The organism is Micromonospora sp. NPDC050784, from assembly GCF_044456765.1.
Classification (GTDB): Bacteria; Actinomycetota; Actinomycetes; order Mycobacteriales; family Micromonosporaceae; genus Micromonospora; species Micromonospora foliorum.
This window is the reverse complement of sequence record NZ_JBITGG010000001.1, coordinates 439,016-457,217: the sequence shown is the minus strand read 5'-3', so window position 1 is coordinate 457,217 and position 18,202 is coordinate 439,016. Positions and strand designations below refer to the sequence as shown.

The following is an 18,202-nucleotide window of genomic DNA, read 5'->3' as shown; positions in this document are numbered from 1 at the left end:
AGTGCCCGGGTGGGGTTGGGTGGGGTTAGGCGGCGGAGAGTAGGACTCCGTCTCGGCCCTGGCGTTTCACCGCGTAGAGGGCCTGGTCGGCCCGCTTCAGGGTGCGGTCGGGGGTTTCGCCGGGGCGGGGTAGGGCGACACCCACGCTGATCGTGCGGCCGATGCGCCGGGCCGCCTCGGTGAGCCGTTCGGCGATCCGGACCGCCTCCTCCGGGCGGCTCACCTCGATCACCGCGACGAACTCGTCGCCGCCGATCCGGTACAACTCGTCGCCGTGCCGCAGCGCGCCCTCCAGCGCCCGGGCCAACCCGACCAGCACCCGGTCGCCGGCCTGGTGGCCGTACGTGTCGTTGACGGTCTTGAAGCCGTCCACGTCGATCGCCAGCAGGGCCGTACGCCCGGGGGTGGCCGCAGCGATCCGCTGCCCGAACGGGCCGGTGTGCCGCAACCCGGTCAGCGGGTCGGAGCTGGCCTGCTCCCGCAGCCGGGCCAGCGTGCGCAGTCGATCCACGCTCGTCCACGCCTGCCCGGCGAGCAACTCCATCAGGCTGACCGTGGTCGGATCCGGACGCAGCGCGCGTTCGTCGGCGACCAGCAACACCCCGCCCGCGTCGGTCGGCCCGACCGGCACGGCGACCAGCGTGCGTACCCCCGCCCGGGTCAGCGGACGGTAGTCCTCGGTCGGGGGATGCCCGGGCTCGCCGAGCGTGTACCCGGCGCCGTAGCGGTGTGCCCGGTCGACCATCCGGTCCAGAGCGGCCGGACCCGCCCCGGCCAACTCGGCACGGATCCGGGTCTCCAGGTCACCCGGCGTCGCCGGGGACGGGCCGAGCTGACCGCCGAGCAGCAGCAGCGCGGTGGAGAGGGTGGAGACCTCCCGGGCGGCACGGGCTGCCGCCCCCATCACCTCCCCCTCGGTCGGTGCGGCGGAGAGCGCGGCGGCGTGCCGGAGCAGCTTCTCGCTGCGGCTCTCCGCCGGTGGCCCCCCGAGGGCGGCGACCCGCGTGCCGAGCCCGTCGGCCAGCCGCTGCGCGGTGTCCCGCCACGGCTCCAGGTCGGTCGGCTCACTCCACTGCAGGTCGAGCACGCCGATCGCCCGACCCGTCGGGTCCAGCACCGGTACGCACAGCTCGGCGGTCACGTCCGGGCGTACCGGGAGGTAGTCCGGGTCGAGGGTGACGTCCGGAACGACCGCGGGTACGCCGGTCGCGTACACCCGACCGACGATGCCGGTCCGCGCCGGCACGGTGGCGAAGACCTGCCAGGCCCCGGTCGCCGCGACGCAGCGCAGGCGGTCGTGGGCCGCGAGCAGCACGGAGATGGTCGCCGGGGTGTGCCGGGACAACGCGGTGACCGTCCACCGGCACGCCTCCGGCGTGCTGGACGCCATCGGCAGGCGGCCGGTGACGTCACGGATGACTCGCTGATGATCCACTCGCACGTCGTTCCAGGTAGGGGAGGGGCCCGGCCGACGCCGAACCGCTCGATCAAGCGTACTCACGGTGGCTGGGACCGGCCGGGCTTCGTACACACGTGCTATCCACAGCCTGTGGACGCAGCCTGTGGACGTGTGCCCCCGGGATGCCGTGCCTGGCGATAGCGTGGAGCATCCCGGCACCGAGGAGGCGAGCCCATGCTCATCGCCCAGCTCAGTGATCCGCACCTGACCACCGGCCTGCTCGCCGCCGAACCGGCCGCCGGGTTGCACCGAGCGCTGGGCCGGGTGCTGGCGTTGCGACCCCGACCGGACTGCGTGGTGATCACCGGCGACCTGGCCGACCACGGCCAGCCCGACGAGTACGCGGCGCTGCGTGAGGTGATCGGCCGGTTCCCGCTGCCGGTGCACCTGGCCACCGGCAACCACGACGACCGGGAGTCCCTGCTCGACGCGTTCGGGGGCACACCGTGGCTCGGCGGCGGCTTCTCGGCCTACTACCACGTCGACCACGAGGCGGCGTCCGTCGTGGTGCTCGACTCGCTCGTCCCCGGCAGCGACGGCGGCCAACTGGGTGAGGAGCAGCTCGGCTGGCTCGACGGGGTGCTGGCCGGGCGGCCCGAGGTCCCCGCCGTGATCTTCCTGCACCACCCGCCGGTCGCGGTCGGCATCCCCGTGGCGGACTCCATCCGGCTCGCCGACGGTGCCGCGCTCGCCGAGGTGATCGGCCGGCACCGGCACGTCGTACGGGTCGCCGCCGGCCACCTGCACCGCCCGGTCACCACGGCGTACGCGGGCACCGTCCTCACCGTGGCACCCAGCACGTGGAAGCAGAGCACGCTGACCATGAGCGCCGACGAGCAGATCGGTTGGGTCAACGAGCCGACCGCCTTCCTGCTGCACTCGGTCGAGGCCGGCGGGTGCGTGACCCACACCGTGCAGGTGAGCCACTCCGCCGGGCAGACCTGCGGCTTCTGAGAGCGTCGTCGTGCTGGTCTGGTACGTCTCGTACGGCTCGAACATGCACGCCGCCCGGCTGGCCTGGTACATCGGTGGCGGCTGCCCACCCGGCGGAAAGCGGACGTACCCGGGCTGCCGCGACCGGCGTCCACCGAGCCGGTCCGCGCCCGTGTCGCTGCCCGGCGGCATCTACTTCGCCGGCGAGTCCGGTGCCTGGACCGGCGGCATGGCCTTCTACGACCCGCATCTGCCGGGCGAGGCCGCGGCCCGCGCCTACCTGGTCACCCTGGAGCAGTTCACCGACATCGCGGCACAGGAGATGTACCGCCCGCCGGGCGACACGGCCGACCTGATCCCGGCGACCGGTGCGGCCATCGACGCCGCCGTCGCCAACGGACGGGCCACCCTCGGCCCGGGACGGTACGAGACGCTGGTCTGCCCGGGCCGCCGCGACGGCGTTCCGATGCTCACCTTCACGGCCCCCGAGGGGGCGTCAGCCGTGCGGTGCCGACCACCCGCGCCGATCTACCTCGGCATGATCGCCCGAGGGCTACGCGAGTCGCACGGCTGGCCGGCCGAGCGGATCGCCAGCTACCTGGCGGCCCGGCCCGGCGTGGCCGGCGCCTGGCCGCCGGACGCCGTGGCGGCCCTGGTCGACGAGGCGCTGGTCAACGGCTGACCCGCCCGGTCCTGCGCGGGTGCCGCCCGTCAACCGAGCAGGAACTCGCGCAGCGCGGGGGCCAGCGTCGTCGGCGGCACGTCGTGGTAGCCGCCGTCGAGGCTGACCGACCGGCCGACCGGGACCGCCTCGGCCGCAGCCCGGCTCGCATCCCGCAACCACTGTGGACTACCGGTGCTGTCCAGTGCGAGGGTCGGCGCGGTGATGGTCGCCAGCCGGTCCGCGGGGAGTCGCCCTCCGGCGGTGATGATCGCGTCGTACACCAGGGTGTGCGCGACCGCCGTCAGCCCACCCCACATCGGCTGCGACCGCATCCCGGTGATCTGCTCGGCCGGCAGCCCCACCGAGTCGCGGAGGAAGGTCTCCACCGCGCCGTCCCGGTCATCAGCGGCGATCAGCTCGATGAGCTCGGGTGTGATGTCCTTGCGCACGCCCACGTGCGGGCCGACCTGGAACGGTGGCTCGAACATGACCAACGCCGTCACCGGCAGGCCCTGTGCGGTGGCGAGGGCGGCCAGGACGGCGCCGGAGGAGATGCCGTAGACGGCGGCGGAACCACCTGCCGCCGCGATCAGGGCGGCCAGGTCGTCGATCTCGCGGCCGACCTCGTACGGTGCGGTGTCGCCGCTGTAACCCCGGCCCCGACGGTCATAGCTGAAGGCGGTGAAATCCGGTGCCAGCGCCGCACCCAGGTCACGAGTCGCGTTGCGATCGCTGAATGCGCCGCCGACCAGGATGACCGCCGGCCCGGCCCCGGACCGCTCGAACGCGATGGGCGTGCCGTCGACCGATCGCACCTGCTCCGCCACGGGTGTCGTTCCGTTCACGATGCCGCCCCCAGTCCTCGTTGGCTGTCCCGTCCTTTCTAGACCCTCGGTCCGACACTGTCCGGCAGACCGCGTTAAACGGTGTTCGATCTTGGCCTCGGCGTACCCCCTGCTCCGATGTGTCGCCTGGGTCGACCACTCGGCGTGCGGATGAGAGGCTGTCGGGGCGGGGGCCATGCTCAACCGCCGCCATCCGCGACCCTTCCGACGGCGTCCGTCGGCGGCCCGGTCGACCCAGAGGCCGGGCACCGTACGCGCCGATTCTCACGAGGAGATCCATGTTCATACCCGGGATGCGTCGGGCCGCTGTCGGCCTGACCGCGCTCGCGGTGGCCGCTTTCGGCGCGGTCGCCACCAGCCCTGAGCAGGCCGACGCCCGACCGAAGCCGGTCGACGTCACCCTGCTCGCCCTCAATGACTTCCACGGCAACCTCGAACCGCCGACCGGGTCCAGCGGCACCATCGCCGGGCAGACCGCGGGCGGCGTCGAGTTCCTGGCCACCCACCTTGCCGAGCTGCGTGCCGCAGCCAAGAAGAAGAACACCATCACGGTCGCCGCCGGTGACCTGATCGGCGCGTCCCCGCTGCTCTCGGCCGCATTCCACGACGAGCCGACCATCGAGGCGCTGAGCATGGCCGGGCTGGACTACGCCAGCGTCGGCAACCACGAGTTCGACGAAGGCGCCGCCGAGCTGCTGCGGATCCAGAACGGCGGCTGCCACCCGGTGGACGGCTGCGCCGACGGAACCCCGTACCGGGGTGCGGGCTTCCAGTACCTGTCCGCGAACGCCTTCAAGACCGCCACCGGCAAGCCGCTTATGGCGCCGTACGCGATCCACAAGGTGCAGGGCGTCAAGGTCGGCTTCATCGGGATGACCCTGGAGGGCACCCCGCAGATCGTCAGCCAGCAGGGCGTCGCCGGCCTCAGCTTCGCCGACGAGGCGGACACCGCCAACCGGTATGCGCGCGAGCTGCGCCGCAAGGGCGTGGAGGCGATCGTCGTACTGCTGCACGAGGGCGGTGCCCAGGCGTCGACCGGCGGCATCAACGACTGCGTCGGCATGACCGGGCCCATCGTGGACATCACCAACCGGATGGACCCGTCGATTGACGTGGTGGTCAGCGGGCACACCCACCAGGCGTACAACTGCGACATCAACGGCAAGCTGGTCACCAGCGCCAGCTCGTTCGGTCGCCTGGTCACCGACATCGACCTCAAGATTGACCGTCGGAGTGGGGACGTGCTCGCGGCCGCTGCGAACAACGTCGTGGTCACCCGCGACGTCGCCAAGGACCCGCGGCAGACCGAGCTGATCGACCGGTACAAGACGGTGCTCGGCCCGGTCGCCGACCGCCAGGTCGGCGTGACCAGCCAGGCGATCACCCGGAGCCAGGAAACCCTCTTCGGTACGAGTCTGGGCGAATCGCCACTGGGCAACCTGATCGCCGATGCGCAGCTCGCTGCCACCGACGACGAGCAGAACGCCGTTGCCGCCTTCATGAACCCGGGCGGGGTCCGGGCCGACCTCGACGCCGGCCCGGTCACCTACGAGGAGGCGTTCACGGTTCAGCCGTTCGCCAACAACCTGGTGACGCTCGACCTGACCGGCGCGCAGCTCTACTGCGTCCTGGAGCAGCAGTTCGTCACCGGTCGGACCCTGTACCCGTCGGCCACGGTGGGCTATGTGGTCGACCCGAACGGCACCACCGGTACGGTCGCTGACCCGTGCGCCGGCACCCGCGTGGTCCGGGGCAGCCTCACCATCGGCGGCACCGCCGTCGACACCGCCGCCACCTACCGGGTGACGGTGAACAACTTCCTGGCCGGCGGCGGTGACGGCTTCAGCGCCCTCACCGGTGGGACGAACCTGGTCACCGGCCAGATCGACCTGGACGCGTTCGTGGCGTACCTGACCGCCCAGTCGCCGGTCTCCGCACCGACGCTGGACCGGATCCGCACCACCGCCGAGTTCCCCGCCGCCTGACGGCCGACCCCGCGAGATCGGGCCCCGGAGCACCAGCTCCGGGGCCCGACCCGTCCCACCCACAGCCGCGCCGTGCGCTTGGTCGGGCCGTGCGCTTGGCCGTGCCGTCCCGCGTCCGCGCCCCGCAAGATCGCGCTCGAACATGGATGTAGTGGCATTGAGGGCGCCGGGATGCCACTACATCCAGGATCGTGCGCGATCTTGCTGCTCGGCGAGATCAGGCCCGCGCAACATCCGGGACGTAGCGCGGATCTTGGCGCGGGGTGCGGGGTGCGGGGTCCGTGACACCCCGCGCCGCACACACCCCGCGCCCCGCGGGGTGTGTCACGGGCCGCGCGGGGGTGTTCGAGGTCAGGCGGGGGTGGGCGTGGGGGCGGGGGACGCCGGGGTGGTGGTCACGAGGCCGTCCTGCTCGTTGGTGAGCAGCCGGCGCAGGGAGAGCGCGACCAGTGAGGCGACCAGGCAGCCGCCGACCACGGTCGCCACCCAGACCATGCCGTTGGCGGCGCCGATGAGTGGGCCGGCGGTCACCGGGCCGATCACACCGCTGATTCCGAAGATCATCGAACTCATCGCGTTGTACCGGCCGCGCAGCTCGTCGGTGGCCAGCGCGTTGGTCAGTGCGGGCATCACCGGGGAAAGCATCGTCTCGCCGAAGCCGAAGATCGCCGAGCAGAGCACGACGCACAGGGCGGCCAGCACGGCGTGCTCACCACTGACCAGGCCGGCCCCGCCGAGGACCAGCCAGGCGGCGGCGAACACCGCTCCCACCACGGCCAACGCCCGGGTGCGGCTGCGCCCCTCGATCCGGCGGATCACCAGCAGTTGAGCGAGCACGATCATCACGGTGTTGGCCGCGAGCGCCCAGGCCACGACGCGGGGGTTCACCTCGGCCACCCGCACCGCGTACGCGGCGAAGCCCACCTCCACCTGCGCGTATCCGCAGGTGGTGAGGATCAGCCCGAAGATCACCAGCCGTCGGAACGGGCGGTCGCGGAGCACCGTCAGGTAGCCGCCGGGCGACGGCTCGTCGACACCTCGACGTTTACCGAGTCGGTGACCCACGCCGGGCAGGGTGAGCAGGATCAGCGCCGGCATCAGGTAGGTCACCGCGTCCAGCAGGTAGATCGCCTGGAAGGTGCCGGGTCGGGCGGTGTCGACGATCGCGCCGGAGGTCATGCCACCGATGCCGATGCCGAGGTTGAGCAGGGCGAAGTTCAGCCCGAAGACCCGTTGCCGCTCATCGTCGTCGGTCAACGACGCGAGGATGGTGTTCTGCCCGGACCAGATCGCCGAGCTGCCGATGGCGATCACCGTCATCACCAGCAGGGCCGAACCGGTCGAGTGGACCAGCGCGAGCGAGCCGGTGCCGATCGCCTCGATCACCAGGCAGGGCACCACCACCCGGCGGGCGCCGATCCGGTCGATCAGCGTCCCGCCCAGCGGAGACAGGGCGAGGGTGACCACGCCGTACCAGCCGATCACGAGCCCGGCGCGGGTGTCGGTGAGCCCGCGTACGTCGGTCAGGTAGATGAACAGGAACGGCAGGGTCAGACCCCGCCCGACCGCCGACAGCAGAGTGCCGAGGAGGAGCCGGCGAGCTTCCGAACGGCGGGGCAGGGCACGACGCAGCATCCCGGCATTCTGTTCGGTGGGTCTGACGCCGCGCGAACCGTTTTGGCCACGCCTCGCGGTCACCGGGACCGTTCGGTGACCAATCCCACGTTGATCCACTCGTCCTGGTCGCGCTCGGCCGGTGTCCGCCGGGTCTGCGATGCTGGCGCGATGACCGGCACCTGGCGACATCTGCCCGCTACCGCCCGCGCCATCGCGGTGACCGCCACGACAGCCGTCGCCGCCGCCCAGGCACGCGACGGTGGGGCGTACGACGAGGCGGTCGGCGGTCTCGCCGCGGACGAACGTTCGGGGCTGGTGCTCGGCGCGGTGGTCCGGTTGCTGCTGGAGGAGAGCCATCCGGACGGGCTGACCGGCGACGACATCCGCCAGGTGTTGACCCGCTGCGTGCAGGAGTCGACGCGGTGGCGTTCGGACGTCGACCCGCACGTGGTGCTCGTCCTGCTGGCCGGCGCCCTGGGGGTGTACGACCCCGAGGGCGACGAGTCACCTCCGGACGCGTCCGCTCTGGCCCGACACGCCCCACTGCTCGTGGCCGACCTGTTGGCGGCGACCAGCGTGCCGTTGGACGACTACCTGGCCGCCGCGTTCACGGAGATCGAGCGCACCGAACGGCAGGACTGACCGGTCCCCGCCACCTCGAACGGAGTGGCGCGGACGGGCGTCAGGCCGTTCGCTACGAGCCGGTACTGGCGGTCGTCGAAACCCAGATCAGGAACACGATCGTCGCGGCGACTCCGGCGACCGCGACCAGACCGGTCACCAGGGCCGCACGAGGCGAGTTGCGTCCGCGCAGCTCGAAGGCGGCGGTGATGGTGAACAGCAACGCGAACACTTCAAACCCAGCGAGCCCGAGCAGTCCGATGAAGCTCAGCAGGCCCTCGACCATGTCGCGGCCAAGAAAGATCAGCCGGGCGCTGTACGCCGCTCCCGCCCAACACACCGTTGCCAGGCCCGCCAACACGTACACGGCCAGGAACGAGACGGGACCGCCCGGGGTCGCAGGGGGTGCCCCCGCCGGACCGTCGGGCGGGAGCCACGGTTGCGGTGCCTGAGGGTGGGTCATACGCGGACGCTAACCACGCGGCCCTACCACGGGAATCGGTCGACAGGGCTTGCCGGGGCAGACAAAAAGGCCAGGTGAGAGAAGATCTCACCTGGCCTTTACCTCTGGTCGGGGTGGCCGGATTCGAACCGACGACCTCTTCGTCCCGAACGAAGCGCGCTACCAAGCTGCGCCACACCCCGAGGCGTGCCGACAAATAGTAGCCCACTAGCCCCGATGGTCAAACTCGGTACCCCCGCCGCCCCGGCCAGCGGGCGGCGGGCCGGTCAGCGGGGGATGAGGGTGAGGATGCTGGCCTCCGGGGGGCAGGCGAAGCGGACCGGGGCGGTCGGGTGGGTGCCGAGGCCGGCGGAGACGTGCAGCCAGGAGTCCGAGCCCGGCCACCGGTGCAGACCGCGCGCCATCGAGCGGGGCAGACCGCAGTTGGTCACCAGCGCCCCGTAGCCCGGTACGCAGACCTGACCGCCGTGGGTGTGCCCGGCCAGCAGCAGCCCGAAGCCGTCCGCCGCCATCTGGTCGAGCACCCGGGGCTCGGGTGAGTGCGTCAGCGCGATGGAGAGGTCCGCCGAGGACGACACCGCGCCGGCCACGGCGGGGTAGTCGTCAAGGTCGATGTGCGGGTCGTCGACGCCGACCAGGTCGAGCTGTCGGCCGCCAGCCTTCAGCATGGTCCGGGCGTTGTTGAGGTCCGCCCAGCCGGCGCCGGTGAAGACCTGACGCAGCTCCTCGTAGGGCAGCTCGACGCCCTCGGTGTACTCCCGGTCGGGCAGGAAGTAGGTGAAGGGGTTCTTCAGCACCGGCCCGGTGTAGTCGTTGGAGCCGAACACGAACGCGCCCGGGTAGTCCAGCAGTGGTTGCAGGGCGCGTAGCACCCCGGGCACCGCGCCCGGGTGCGCCATGTTGTCGCCGGTCACCACCACCAGGTCGGGGTCGAGGGCGGCCAGCGATGCCACCCAGCGCTGTTTGCGCGCCTGGTCGGGCATCATGTGCAGGTCCGAGAGGTGCAGCACGCGCAGCGGTTCCGCGTCGGCCGGGAGCACCGGCACGTCGTACCGCCGCAGGGTGAACATGTTTCGCTCGACGAGCGACGCGTACGCGAGGGTGGCCGCGCCGATCGTGGCGGTTCCGGCGGCGAGCCGGAATAGTGTGCGCTTTCGCATGGCGTTCAGGGTAGTTTGACCGTCCATGAGCACGCTGAAGGACCGCCTCACTGCCGACATGCGTTCCGCGCTCAAGGCGCGCGACGAGCTGACCACCTCCACGCTGCGGATGGCCCTGGCCGCCGTCGGCACCGCCGAGGTCGCCGGCAAGGCCAAGCGCGAGCTCACCGACGACGAGGTGCTCGCGGTGCTGACCAAGGAAGCCAAGAAGCGTCGGGAGGCGGCCACCGCCTTCGCCGACGCCGGCCGCGCCGAGCAGGCCGCGAAGGAGAGCGCCGAGGGCGAGGTGTTGGACCGCTACCTGCCCAAGCAGCTCTCGGACGCCGAGCTGGCCGAGCTGGTGTCGGGGGCGCTCGCCGCGGGCGGCTTCACCGGCAAGGCCCAGATGGGCCCGGCGATGAAGGCGGCCCAGGCCGCGGTGGCGGGCCAGGCCGAGGGCGGCCGGGTGGCTGCCGAGGTACGCCGACAGCTCGGTATCTGACCCAGGAGGGTCAGCGGCACGCCAGGACGGTTGTCGCAGCGCTCGCTGGTCCGGACAGACGGAACGGGCGGGCACCCGAGGAGGGTGCCCGCCCGTTGCGTCCTACTGGTCGGCTCAGCCGTTCGGACGGCCGTTGCCGGGTCGCCCGCCGGGTTGGTTACCGGGTTGGCCGCCCGGAGTGCCGCCGGTGTTGCCCGGCGTGCCGCCGCCGCTGCTGACCTGGATGGTGACCACGCCACCCTTGATCGTGCGGCCGTCCGGGCTGGTGCCGGCCGCGTCGCCCGCCTTGCAGGAGGACGGCACCTTCGCGCTGGAGACGACCGGCTCGAACCCCGCGCCCTTGAGCCGGGACTTCGCCTGATCCACCGAAACGCACTTCACGTCGGGGATGCTGCGCTGGTCACCCTCGGAGATCTTCTGGCCCGGCGGCTCGAACTGGATCCGCGGTTTGCCCTTCATGGCATCCCGCAGGGTCTCGTACACCGGCGGGTTGATGCCGTCCTTCTCCTTGTGCTTCATCTTGACGTTCGTCTGCGGCCAGTCCGGGTCGGCCATGATGCCGGCCACCGAGTACTGCTTGGTCATGGCGACCAGGGCGGCTGTCTTCTCCGAGTCGGTGGTGCCGGACTTACCGGCCACCGGCGCGTCGACGATGCCCTTCACGACGGCGGCCGTACGGCTGCTACCGCACTTGCTGGTGCTGGAGTTGTCGCCGACCGGGCAACGGGCGGCGTCCACGGCGGCCCGGGCCACCTCGGTGCTGAACCGCTTCTCGCAGCGCGGGTTGGCGATGTCCAGCTTGTTGCCCTCCGGGTCCCGGATTTCCTGCACCGGGATCGGCTCGCAGTACTTGCCGTCGGCCGCCAGGGTCGCGTACGCGTTGGCCAGGTCGAGCGGGGTGGTGGAGGAGACACCCAGGGTGAAGGCGCCCCACTGGTGGGCATCGTTCTTGGTCGCGGCGAACTTGGCGTCGTTGCTCGCCCGGAACTGGATGCCGGCCCGCCGGGCGGCGTCGACCACGTTCTCCGCGCCGACCTGCTGCTGCAGTGGGACGAAGTAGGTGTTGACCGACTGGGCGAACGCGCTCCACATGTTCTGCACGCCGCCGGCCTTGAGGCCGGAGTTGGTCGGGCAGTAGAAGTGGGTGCCCTTGCAGGCCGCGGGGCTGCTGCTGTCGATGATGTATTCCGACTTGAACTGCTGCGGCGCGTTGAAGGTGTAGCTGAGCGGGATGCCCTTCTCCAAGGCGGCGACGATGCTGAAGATCTTGAAGGTCGAGCCGGCCTGGTAGCCGGTGATGCCGTTGCCTCCGGTGAGCAGCGGGTTGACCGTCGCCGGGTAGTTGCCCCGGATGCCCTTCCTGCTCTTCGCCGGATCGCTGGAGATCTTGTTCTTCGGGTTCTTCGGGTCGTCGAGCTTGAACTGCCGGTTGACCGCGAGCGCCCGCACCCGACCGGTGCCCGGCTCGACGACCGCGACCATGGCCGCTTCCTTGCTGTTCACGCTCTTGGCCTTACGGACCGCCTTGTCCGCGCCACGCTGCGCCTGAACGTCGATCGAGGTCACGACGGTGTAGCCGCCGCTCTTCAGCCGGCGCTCCCGGTCGTACGTGGTCGAGCCGAACGTCTCCTGATCCATCCACCAGCGGTAGAAGTAGTCGCAGAAGAAGCCCCACTCGTTGACGTTGGCGGCAACGCAGCCGTTGGGGGTGCGCTTGTCCTTCACCACCAGCTTGGTCGCCTTGGCGACGTCCGCCTCCTGCTGGGTGATGGCCTTGATGTCGACCATGTTCTGGATGACGTAGTCGCGCCGGTCCTTGGCGAGCGGGTAACCCGCCTCGGTGGTCGGGTCGTTCGTCGTCGGCGCCTTGACCATGCCGGCCAGCAACGCCGCTTCCTCGATCTTCAGCTTGCTCGGCGGCTTGCCAAAGTAGACCTGGCTGGCGGCATAGATGCCGTACGCGCCGTTGCCGAACGAGGCCAGGTTGAGGTAGCGGGTGAGGATCTCGTCCTTGGAGAACTCCTTGTCGACCTGGAGGGCCAGCCGCATCTCGCGGAGCTTGCGGGCGCTGGTGTCCTCGGTCGCCGCGACGACGTCCGCCGGGTGGGTGGCCGAGTAGGCGATGGCCAGCCGGACGTACTGCATGGTCAGCGTCGAGGCGCCCTGCCGACCGGAGCCTTCGCTCTGGTTGTTGACGAACGCGCGGGCGACACCGTTGATGTCGACGCCGTTGTGCTTGTAGAAGTCATGGTCCTCGGCCGCGATGATGGCCTTCTGCATGAACGGCGAGATGTCGGCGAGCTTCACGTCGCGCCGGTTCTCGTCGTACATCGTCGCGAGCGGTGTCTTGCCGTCCGAGGCCAGCAGGTAGCTGATCTGTGGCGCGCGGGCCACCGTCAGCTCCGTGGGCAGGGCACCGAATGTCTCGGCGCCAGCCTTCGCGGCCAGGCCGGACATCGCTACCGCGGGGAAGGCCGCCGCAGCGACCACCACGCCGGCCAGCAGGCCACATACGAGTAGCGATGCGGCGTTGGTCAGCACATTGTGGTCACGTTTCCGCATCCAGGTCACCTCGACAGGGTACGCGAGTAGGGAACGAGGGGCGCTGGGGCGTTCTTTCCCCATTTCCTGCGCGCGCTGCCCTCGTTGTGCTAAACGCACGACCCCCGGTACTTGGTTGCGTGTGACCTGGCGCGAGTCTCCTCCGATTCGGCGAGGCGGCGCAGCGTTATCGCCGAGCTCGGCGGGGTAACCGGCGGTCGAAGGCCCGGGAAGCCGGGAGTGTCCGGAATGATGGATTTCGTCGACAACGTTGCGTAATCAGTCGACTACAGAGCATGATGGGGGCGGCGACAGCGCCACATGTCGTCCGCGCCGCCTTGGGGAAGGCAGGCCGGGCGATCGGGGGGAATTGCCGGCTGACGTGCATCGACGAGGTCGGTAGGTACTGCAAGGGGGGACGTGTACACATGGGCATGATCACTGACTGGCCGTCGCTTGCGGCATGTCAGAACGGGGACCCGGACGCGTTGTTCGTACAGGGCGCCGAACAGAACGTGGCGAAGCGGATCTGCCGGAGCTGCCCAGTTCGGTACGAGTGCCTGGCCGACGCGCTGGACAACCGGATCGAGTTCGGTGTGTGGGGCGGCATGACCGAACGCGAACGGCGGGCGCTCCTGCGTCGTCACCCGCAGGTGACGAGCTGGCGCAAGATGTTCGAGGCCGCGATGAAGAAGAACAGTAAGGACAAGGCCGGTAAGGACAAGATTCTCGTCAGCGCGGCCAACTGACGCCGGTCACGGCCGGCTGATCGCCGCGCCGATCGTCCGTAGCCCGTCGACGTCGTGCACGTCGGCGGGCTGCGCCGTAACCGAAACCGCCGGCACGGCCGGGAACGCCTCGGTGAAGCGCGCGGCGACCTGCTGCTCGCGTACCGCCTGGCGAGCCAGCGTCGCGTGCGCCCGCAGCACGTCGGCGGTGGCCTCGTGCCCACCCAGCTCGGTCAGCCGCTCGGCGGCGACCCGGCTCTGCTCGGCGTCCAGCTCCGGGACCGCCGGACGGTGCACCCGGTTGAGCACCAGGCCGGCCAGCGGCATCCGCTCGTCCCGCAGCCGGCCCGCGAAGTAGGCGGCCTCCCGGACCGCGTCCGGCTCCGGTGTCGCGACCAGCAGAAAGGCCGTCTCCCGCGCCTGCAGGATTCGGTACGTCTGCTCGGCGCGCTGCCGGAAACCACCGAACATCGAATCCAGTGCCGCCACGAAGCCGGACAGGTCGGTGAGCAGCTGCGCGCCGAGCACCTTCTGCACCACCTTCGAGAACATCCCGAACGAGGCCGTGACCAGGCTGAACATGCTCCGGCCACCGCTGCGCGCCGGAGCCAGCAGCAGTCGCAGCATCCGGCCGTCGAGGAAACGGGAGAGTCGGGCGGGCGCGTCCAGGAAATCCAGTGCCGAGCGGGACGGCGGAGTGTCCACCACGATCAGGTCCCACTCGCCCCGGGCGTGCAACTGGCCCAGCTTCTCCATCGCCATGTATTCCTGCGTGCCGGCGAAGGTCGAACTCATCGCCTGATAGAACGGGTTCGCGAAGATCTCCGCGGCCTTCGTCGGGTCGGTGTGCTGCAACACCACGTCGTCGAAGGTGCGCTTCATGTCCAGCATCATGGCGTGCAACTCGCCGCCGCTGCTCTCGACGTCGATGCCCTTGACCTGGCGGGGGGTGTTGTCCAGCTCGGTCAGGCCCAGCGACTGGGCCAGCCGGCGGGCCGGGTCGATGGTGAGCACCACCGTGCGCCGGCCGTGGTGCTCGGCGGCCCGCAGCGCCAGCGCCGCGGCCGTGGTCGTCTTTCCCACTCCGCCGGCACCGCAGCACACGACGATCCGCACGCCGGGGTCGGCGAGGATCTGGTCGACGTCCAGCTGCGGCGCCGCGTCTTCGGAAGGCACCAATCGAGCGTATCGGGCCGGCGGGTCCACGCGCCCGCGCTGCGCCTAGGTGTGAGTCATTCGGCGCGGACGAGGGCCTGGGCCAGCGTCGCGAGCCCCGCCCGGTCCACCCCGTCGGGCAGCAACGGCAGCTCGATCATCGGCAGCCCCAACTCCACCAGGTCGGCGCGGAGCGAATCCTCCAGTTCGCGCCGGATGAGCTGGTCACGTGCCTCATCGTGCAGCCCGGCCACGATGTCCCGATCGGCCGGCAGCCCGGCGGCGACCAGCCCGCGCCTCAACTCCGCGGCGGTGACCGCCGGTCCGGCGGGCAGCGGGGCTCGGACACCGTTGACGAGCACCTTTCCGACGCCGAAGCCGAGGGCGGTCAGGTCGGCGATCGCGTCGACGGTCTCCTGGATCGGCATCTCCTCCAGCAGCGTGACCACGTGCACCGCGGTCATCGGGGAGCGCAGCAACGCGGCGACCCCCTCGCTCTGGGTCTTGATCGGGCCCACCTTGGCCAGCCGGGCGGTCTCCGCCGTCACGTTGAGGAACCGGCCGATCCGTCCGGTCGGCGGGGCGTCCAGCACCACCGCGTCGTACGCCCGCCGCTGCCCGGTGGTGCGGGTGGTGGCCTCCTTCACCTTGCCGGTGAGCAGGACGTCCCGCAGGCCGGGCGCGATGGTGGTGGCGAAGTCGATGGCGCCCAGCTTGCGTAGGGCCCGGCCCGCCGCGCCCAGCTTGTAGAACATGTCCAGGTACTCGAGCAGCGCCTCCTCGGCGTCCACCGCGAGCGCGCGTACCTCACCACCGTCCGGCGCGTCGGCGAGGTGCCGCTCCTCGTAGGGCAGCGGGTCGATGCCGAACAGCTGGGCGATGCCCTGCCGCCCCTCCACCTCGACCAGCAGGGTGCGCCGGCCACCCGCGGCGAGCGCGAGGGCCAGCGCCGCCGCCACGCTGGTCTTACCGGTGCCGCCCTTGCCGGTCACCACGTGGAGACGGGCGGGCCATCCGGTACCGGCCGGGTCGATGGGGCGCTCAGCTGCACACACCCGTCGAGCCTATCCAGGCGTGGCGGTCACGCGACCTCGCAGACCCACCAACCCGTCTTCTGCACCACAGTGAAGCGCAACTCCTGGTCGGCGACCTTCTCGTCGGCGGTGGTCATGGTGAGCCGGGTGGAGACGGTGGCCCGTTCCCCGGTCTGGTTGTCCACCTTCGGCGTGGTCCAGCGGAAGCGCGGGTTCTGGTAGGTGGAGGCGTACTTCTCCACCTCGGCCACCTTCGCGGCGATCTTGTCGTCGTCGCGGGAGGCGGCGCAGACGCGACTGGCCGCCTTGGTCGCGTCGCGATCCTTGTAGACCGCGGTGAGGAACTCGTCGACGGCGACCGCCGGCTCCTTGGCGCCCTCGCCGGTCTCGGCATTTCGCAGGGTCAGGAAGGCCACCACGCCGCCGCCCACGCAGAGCACCATGATCACGACCAGTGCGATCGCCGCGATCAGCAGGCCGCGCTTCTTCTTCGGCTCGGTTGTGCCCGGGTAGGGCGGGTAGGCCGGCGGGGGCGGAGGGATCGACGAGGGGTTCGGGGCACCCGGCTGCGTCGGGGGTGTGGCGGTCGAGGTGGGGCCGCCGGGCCCTTCCGGCTGGCCGGCACCGCTGGGCTGCCCGGGAAAGGTCGGCTGGCTGGCACCGCTGGGCTGCCCGGGAAAGGTCGGCTGGCTGGAGCCGGCCGGCTGCCCGGGGAAGGTCGGTGCGGTGGGGGCGGCGGGGAGCGCCGGCTGCGCGGGGGAGGTGGGGAGGGCGAGCTGCCCGGGCGGCGGAGCGGGGGTTGGCTGGGCGGGGATGGTCGGTGCGCCGGGCTGACCGGCGGGATCCGGGTGGGCCGGTGGGTGAGTGGGTGTGCCGGCCTGGTCGCCGCTGGGCGGGTGGGTCATGTCGTTCCCCCAGGGGTGCGGCGCCCGCCGCCACCCCTGGCGCCGAGCGTGATCGAGCGGGCGGCCGGGCGCTGCGCGACCGTCCGACCGGAAGGGTAGCGGTCGATGACGGGGTCGGTGTCGCCCCTGCCTGTCGGGCGGGCCCCACGATCCGGCGAGGGGTACCCGCGTCGGTTCCGGTGTCGGGCCTCCGACCTGCGGTGTGTCGCATATGTGACTGTTGGTGTCCTCTTGTGCGCGTCCTGTTGGCGGGACTGCGGCCACAGACCTACCTTCGTCCCGGTGCGGGGGCCGGAACGGACGAATGGGTCCGGGCCGGAAGCATGATCCGAGAGGTACGACCGGAGGCAGTGCATGCGCGACGCGGACAACATCCCTCGCACCCAGTTCCCGACGAACGACCGGCCCCGCCGGCCCGGGGCCGTGGTCGAGGCCGGCGGGCAGGTCACCAACCAGCCGATCAACGAACGGTCGTACCGCCGGATGCCGGAGCAGACGGAGACGAGCCGGATGCCGAGCCAGCCCGCCGAGCGGACCCGTGAGGACGACGAGCCGGGCTTCGTCATCCACCTGCCGATCCGGGTGCCGAACCTGGCGGCGGCGACCGTGTTGGCCGGCCGGGTCGCGGTGTCCCTGGGGTTCCTGCCCGAGCTGGACGCCGGCGAGACCACCGTGTCCAACGCCGACGACCAGAACAACCGGCACCGGGTCTTCTGTGACCTGCTGCTGCCCGACCGGTCCCGCTGCCCCCAGGGGTACGAGCACGAAGGGGGCTGCGGGGAGCTGCCGGCCACGCCGGAGCAGCGTCCCGTACCCGGTCCGGCCAGCGGACCGTAGGCTGTCCCTCGAACAATTCCGCACCGAGAGGGAGCCCTTCAGCGATGCAGAAGTGGGAATACTCCACGGTCCCGCTGCTGGTCCACGCGACCAAGCAGATCCTCGACAACTGGGGCGAGGACGGGTGGGAGCTCGTCGCCGTGGTCCCCGGCCCGAATCCGGACCAGCTGGTCGCCTACCTGAAGCGGCCCAAGGCGTGAGCAACGGTCCGCACGCGAAGCTCGCCGAGCTCGGTCTCGAACTGCCCGAGGTCGTGCCGCCGGTGGCCAGCTACGTCCCGGCCGTGCAGTCCGGGCAGCACGTGTACGTTTCCGGCCAGTTGCCGATGGCCGAGGGCAAGCTGCTCGCGACCGGCAAGGTCGGCGCCGGGATCTCCGCCGAGCAGGCGAAGGACCTGGCCCAGCGGTGCGCGCTCAACGCGCTGGCCGCGGTCGACTCGCTGGTCGGCCTGGAGAACGTGGTCAAGGTGGTCAAGGTGACCGGGTTCGTGGCGTCCGCGCCCGGCTTCACCGGTCAGCCCGCCGTGATCAACGGTGCCTCCGACCTCCTCGGCACCGTCTTCGGGGAGGCCGGCCGCCACGCGCGCAGCGCGGTGGGTGTGGCCGAACTGCCCCTGGACGCCCCGGTGGAGATCGAGCTGATCGTCGAGGTCGCCTGAGGTCCCCAGCACCCCGCGATCTTGCCCTTTCCGCTCGGACGAAAGCCCTGAACGGGGATGAATCAGGGACGGCAAGTGCAAGATCGTGGGGTGTGGCGGGCGGGGTCGTACGATCG

General features: G+C 71.1%; 17 protein-coding genes, 1 tRNA gene and 1 pseudogene. 9 read left to right on the top strand and 10 right to left on the bottom strand.

The annotated features are described in order from the left end of the window. Positions 1–25: 25 nt before the first annotated feature. Complete coding sequence (locus ACIBD9_RS02170; protein WP_396713828.1) at positions 26–1,390, bottom strand: diguanylate cyclase; 1,365 nt, start codon at positions 1,388–1,390, stop codon at positions 26–28. A gap of 243 nt (positions 1,391–1,633) precedes the next feature. Between ACIBD9_RS02170 and ACIBD9_RS02165 the strand changes: the two genes are divergently transcribed. Continuing rightward, positions 1,634–2,413 carry a phosphodiesterase gene (locus tag ACIBD9_RS02165; RefSeq protein WP_396713723.1) on the top strand — a complete coding sequence of 260 codons (780 nt, stop codon included), beginning with the start codon at positions 1,634–1,636 and terminating at the stop codon, positions 2,411–2,413. A gap of 10 nt (positions 2,414–2,423) precedes the next feature. Next, entirely contained in the window at positions 2,424–3,074 is a 651-nt protein-coding gene (locus tag ACIBD9_RS02160) for a histone deacetylase (RefSeq protein WP_396713722.1), read from the top strand. Between the two features lie 29 nt (positions 3,075–3,103). Here ACIBD9_RS02160 and ACIBD9_RS02155 read toward each other — a convergent pair whose 3' ends face one another. Next, a complete protein-coding gene (locus ACIBD9_RS02155) occupies positions 3,104–3,883 on the bottom strand; it encodes an alpha/beta fold hydrolase (RefSeq protein WP_396713720.1) in 780 nt (259 codons plus the stop codon). A 296-nt stretch (positions 3,884–4,179) separates the two neighbouring features. Between ACIBD9_RS02155 and ACIBD9_RS02150 the strand changes: the two genes are divergently transcribed. Beyond that, complete coding sequence (locus tag ACIBD9_RS02150) at positions 4,180–5,886, top strand: bifunctional metallophosphatase/5'-nucleotidase (protein WP_396713718.1); 1,707 nt, start codon at positions 4,180–4,182, stop codon at positions 5,884–5,886. Positions 5,887–6,237: 351 nt separating this feature from the next. On the opposite strand, the gene ACIBD9_RS02145 is transcribed toward ACIBD9_RS02150, so the two are convergent. Next, entirely contained in the window at positions 6,238–7,521 is a 1,284-nt protein-coding gene (locus tag ACIBD9_RS02145; RefSeq protein ID WP_396713716.1) for an MFS transporter, read from the bottom strand. A 75-nt stretch (positions 7,522–7,596) separates the two neighbouring features. Between ACIBD9_RS02145 and ACIBD9_RS02140 the strand changes: the two genes are divergently transcribed. Continuing rightward, a complete protein-coding gene (locus tag ACIBD9_RS02140; RefSeq protein WP_387173716.1) occupies positions 7,597–8,145 on the top strand; it encodes a hypothetical protein in 549 nt (182 codons plus the stop codon). Positions 8,146–8,197: 52 nt separating this feature from the next. On the opposite strand, the gene ACIBD9_RS02135 is transcribed toward ACIBD9_RS02140, so the two are convergent. From ACIBD9_RS02135 to ACIBD9_RS02125, 3 genes are all read right to left on the bottom strand, one after another. Next, positions 8,198–8,587, bottom strand: coding sequence for a hypothetical protein (locus ACIBD9_RS02135; protein WP_396713714.1), 390 nt, complete (start codon positions 8,585–8,587; stop codon positions 8,198–8,200). A gap of 105 nt (positions 8,588–8,692) precedes the next feature. Continuing rightward, positions 8,693–8,769 (bottom strand) — tRNA-Pro (locus ACIBD9_RS02130). A gap of 84 nt (positions 8,770–8,853) precedes the next feature. Continuing rightward, positions 8,854–9,747: a metallophosphoesterase gene (locus ACIBD9_RS02125; protein WP_396713712.1), complete on the bottom strand. Its 894-nt coding sequence runs from the start codon at positions 9,745–9,747 to the stop codon at positions 8,854–8,856. Positions 9,748–9,772: 25 nt separating this feature from the next. Between ACIBD9_RS02125 and ACIBD9_RS02120 the strand changes: the two genes are divergently transcribed. Further along, positions 9,773–10,228 (top strand): GatB/YqeY domain-containing protein, encoded by a 456-nt coding sequence (locus ACIBD9_RS02120; RefSeq protein ID WP_396713710.1) that lies wholly within the window; start codon positions 9,773–9,775, stop codon positions 10,226–10,228. Positions 10,229–10,342: 114 nt separating this feature from the next. Here ACIBD9_RS02120 and ACIBD9_RS02115 read toward each other — a convergent pair whose 3' ends face one another. Continuing rightward, positions 10,343–12,790: a penicillin-binding protein gene (locus ACIBD9_RS02115; protein ID WP_396713708.1), complete on the bottom strand. Its 2,448-nt coding sequence runs from the start codon at positions 12,788–12,790 to the stop codon at positions 10,343–10,345. A 407-nt stretch (positions 12,791–13,197) separates the two neighbouring features. Here ACIBD9_RS02115 and ACIBD9_RS02110 point away from each other — a divergent pair, with 407 nt between their 5' ends. Next, positions 13,198–13,518, top strand: coding sequence for a WhiB family transcriptional regulator (locus tag ACIBD9_RS02110; RefSeq protein ID WP_030328078.1), 321 nt, complete (start codon positions 13,198–13,200; stop codon positions 13,516–13,518). A 6-nt stretch (positions 13,519–13,524) separates the two neighbouring features. Here ACIBD9_RS02110 and ACIBD9_RS02105 read toward each other — a convergent pair whose 3' ends face one another. The 3 genes and pseudogenes from ACIBD9_RS02105 to ACIBD9_RS02095 form a co-directional block, all read right to left on the bottom strand. Further along, on the bottom strand, positions 13,525–14,676 hold the full coding sequence (locus tag ACIBD9_RS02105; protein ID WP_366333219.1) for an ArsA-related P-loop ATPase: 1,152 nt from the start codon (positions 14,674–14,676) through the stop codon (positions 13,525–13,527). 53 nt (positions 14,677–14,729) lie between these two features. After that, positions 14,730–15,707 (bottom strand): ArsA-related P-loop ATPase, encoded by a 978-nt coding sequence (locus ACIBD9_RS02100; RefSeq protein WP_396713706.1) that lies wholly within the window; start codon positions 15,705–15,707, stop codon positions 14,730–14,732. Between the two features lie 26 nt (positions 15,708–15,733). After that, a pseudogene (locus ACIBD9_RS02095) lies at positions 15,734–16,174 on the bottom strand (hypothetical protein); the annotation flags it as partial. Positions 16,175–16,945: 771 nt separating this feature from the next. Between ACIBD9_RS02095 and ACIBD9_RS02090 the strand changes: the two are divergent. Genes ACIBD9_RS02090 through ACIBD9_RS02080 form a run of 3 tightly spaced genes read left to right on the top strand, consistent with a single transcriptional unit; the run spans position 16,946 to position 18,086 of the window. Further along, positions 16,946–17,428 (top strand): hypothetical protein, encoded by a 483-nt coding sequence (locus ACIBD9_RS02090; protein ID WP_396713704.1) that lies wholly within the window; start codon positions 16,946–16,948, stop codon positions 17,426–17,428. A gap of 44 nt (positions 17,429–17,472) precedes the next feature. Beyond that, entirely contained in the window at positions 17,473–17,628 is a 156-nt protein-coding gene (locus tag ACIBD9_RS02085) for a DUF4177 domain-containing protein (protein ID WP_007466198.1), read from the top strand. Beyond that, positions 17,625–18,086 (top strand): RidA family protein, encoded by a 462-nt coding sequence (locus tag ACIBD9_RS02080; protein ID WP_354969064.1) that lies wholly within the window; start codon positions 17,625–17,627, stop codon positions 18,084–18,086. The genes ACIBD9_RS02085 and ACIBD9_RS02080 overlap by 4 nt, the downstream gene beginning before the upstream one ends. The last annotated feature ends 116 nt before the right edge of the window (positions 18,087–18,202 follow it).